This is a genomic window from Acutalibacter sp. (assembly GCF_056800975.1).
Genome location: NZ_JBQISV010000166.1, coordinates 1 through 2273, shown reverse-complemented (window position 1 = coordinate 2273; position 2273 = coordinate 1). Strand labels below are relative to the sequence as shown.

General features: G+C 60.1%; 4 protein-coding genes. 1 reads left to right on the top strand and 3 read right to left on the bottom strand.

Annotated features, from left to right (window positions below; translation table 11 throughout):
* The 3 genes from ACTO5E_RS10855 to ACTO5E_RS10845 form a co-directional block, all read right to left on the bottom strand.
* Nucleotides 1–581, bottom strand: a 581-nt coding sequence (locus ACTO5E_RS10855; RefSeq protein ID WP_482303573.1) for an amino acid ABC transporter ATP-binding protein, incomplete at its 3' end; no start/stop codon positions are given.
* 12 nt (nt 582–593) lie between these two features.
* Nucleotides 594–1256: an amino acid ABC transporter permease gene (locus tag ACTO5E_RS10850; RefSeq protein ID WP_482303571.1), complete on the bottom strand. Its 663-nt coding sequence runs from the start codon at nt 1254–1256 to the stop codon at nt 594–596.
* 80 nt (nt 1257–1336) lie between these two features.
* Nucleotides 1337–1663, bottom strand: coding sequence for a helix-turn-helix domain-containing protein (locus tag ACTO5E_RS10845; protein ID WP_482303569.1), 327 nt, complete (start codon nt 1661–1663; stop codon nt 1337–1339).
* 401 nt (nt 1664–2064) lie between these two features.
* Between ACTO5E_RS10845 and ACTO5E_RS10840 the strand changes: the two genes are divergently transcribed.
* Nucleotides 2065–2273: hypothetical protein (locus tag ACTO5E_RS10840; RefSeq protein WP_482303568.1), on the top strand; the 209-nt coding region annotated here is incomplete at its 3' end.

Here is a 2273-nt window from a genome sequence, read left to right as displayed (position 1 = left end):
ACCAGCATGGTCATCCCCTCGCCGGCCAGCTGGCGCATAACGGCCAGCACCTCACCGGTCAGCTCCGGGTCCAGGGCGGAGGTGGGCTCGTCGAAATAGATGATCTCCGGCTGGACGGCGATGGCCCGGGCGATGGCCACCCGCTGCTGCTGGCCGCCGGACAGCTGGCTGGGGTAGGCGTCCCGCCGGCCGACCAGCCCCACCTTCTCCAGGGCCTGGAGCCCAATTTTTTCCGCCTGGGCCTTGGGTGCCCTCCGGGCCGTGATCAGCCCCTCGGTCACGTTTTCCAGGGCGGTTTTGTTGAGGAAGAGGTTGTAATTCTGAAAGACAAAGGCGGTCTTTTTCCGCAGCCGGGCGGCGTCGCGCCTGGAGATGCGGTCCAGCGCGAACTGCTCCCCGTCGAAGATCAGCGCCCCCCCGTCGGCCGGCTCCAGAAAATTGACGCACCGCAGAAGGGTGGTCTTGCCGGAGCCGCTGGGCCCCAGAATGGCCACCACGTCCCCCTGCTCCACCTGGAGGTCTACTCCCTTCAGCACTTCTAAAGTGCCGAAGGATTTTTTTATGCCGCGTACTTCCAGCATGTTCGGCACCTCCTAATTCTGATAGGCGTTCAGCCGCTTCTCCCCGATGGCCTGGAGCCGGGTCAGCACGGTGGAGAACAGCAGATAGACCAGCCCCACCTCTATGTAAAGCGCCAAAGGCTCCCAGGTGCGGGCCACGATGCGCTGGGTCGCCATGAACATCTCCGTGACCAGGATGTTTGAAGCCAGGGAGGTGTCCTTTACCATGGCGATCAGGGAGTTGGACAGGGGCGGGAAGGCGGTGCGCATGGCCTGGGGGAGGATGATCCGCCCCATGGTCTGGAGATAGGACATGCCGGCGCACAGTCCGGCTTCCAGCTGCCCCGGGGGCACCGACTCCAGGGCGGCCCGGACAGTCTCGGCGCAGTAGGCCCCCTCGTTCAGCGAGAAGACCAGCACCGCCGCGGGGAAGGGCTCGATGGTGATTCCCACCCTGGGCAGGCCGAAAAATATGACGTACAGCTGGACCAGCAGGGGGGTGCCCCGGAAGATCCAGATGTAGAACCGGGCCAGATGCTTGAGCCCCCATACGTTGGCGAACTGGACCAGGGCGGCGGCCACGGCGATAACCATGGCGCAGGAGAAGGCGATGGCCGTCAGCGGGAGGGTCATGGTCAGCCCGGGGATAAGGATTTTAGGGAACGAGTCGATCATAAGGCGCAGAAGCTCATTCATGGGTGTCGGATGCTCCTTTCCGGCAGAGCGAAATATTTAGATTATCATAAAGCAGAAAGGAGAAAATAGCAAATACTTTTTCAAATCTTTTTTCCCCCGCGGTGGGCCAGCAGGGTGCTCAGCAGCAGGATCAGCTCCTGGCGCTGAGCGGCGGGCAGCTGGCGGTACAGGGCCAGCAGGCGCTCCTCCTCCGGCGGGAGCGCTCCGCCGTTCAGCCCCAGCAGCTGGTCGGCCGACCCCTGGTACAGCCGCAGCAGCGTGGCCAGCGTCTGCAAATCCGGCTCCGCGACGCCGTTCTCATAGCCGGAGAGGGTCTTGTTGTTGATGCCTGTCAGCGCCATCACCTGGGTCTGCGTCAGCTCCCGGCGCTCCCGCGCGAGGCGCAGTGCCTGTCCAAATTCTGTCATACGGCCGCCCTCCTTTCTTATATTCTAAGATATCCAAAAATAATTCTCACAGATTTCTTAAATTTAATGATTTATATATTGATTTCCGAATTATTAAGAATTATAATGGCTGGACGGCGGAGGTACACCAGGGGGAAGGCTGAGCCGGCAAAAAAATATGGAATTTCCCCCTTGACTTTCCCCCTGATGGAAGGTGTAATGTAGGCGGCGGAGAGGGGAAAATCCTTCCCCAGGAGGGGCCGGAAAATTTTAATGAAATTTTTAACTTTTCTTTTGAGAAATGTAAGGTTTATCCGCTACAATAGCCCCACGGATAAGAACCGGGAAACCGAGTACATAAGAGGGGGCGCGCCCCCGGCCGCGAATATTGGTTCTAAAAACAGGAAATAAGGAGAATTGCCATGGAAACGACACAAGCACCCATTCAGGAGGCGACCCAGAGGAAGAAGGAGCGCAGGCTCCCCGCCCTCAAGCTGCCCAAAAAGCAGAAGAAGTGGCTCCGGCGGATCGCCATTCTGGCCGTTGCCGGCCTGGGAGTCTACTGGTTCGCCATCAAGCCCGGACAGGGGGGCGGCGCCCCCGCCATGGGGCAGTACACCCTGGACACCGT

What these genes read in the sequence shown, in the direction of transcription:
- ACTO5E_RS10845 (WP_482303569.1), bottom strand. Translation starts at nt 1,663, where the DNA reads ATGACAGAATTTGGACAGGCACTGCGCCTCGCGCGGGAGCGCCGGGAG.
- ACTO5E_RS10850 (WP_482303571.1), bottom strand. Translation starts at nt 1,256, where the DNA reads ATGAATGAGCTTCTGCGCCTTATGATCGACTCGTTCCCTAAAATCCTT.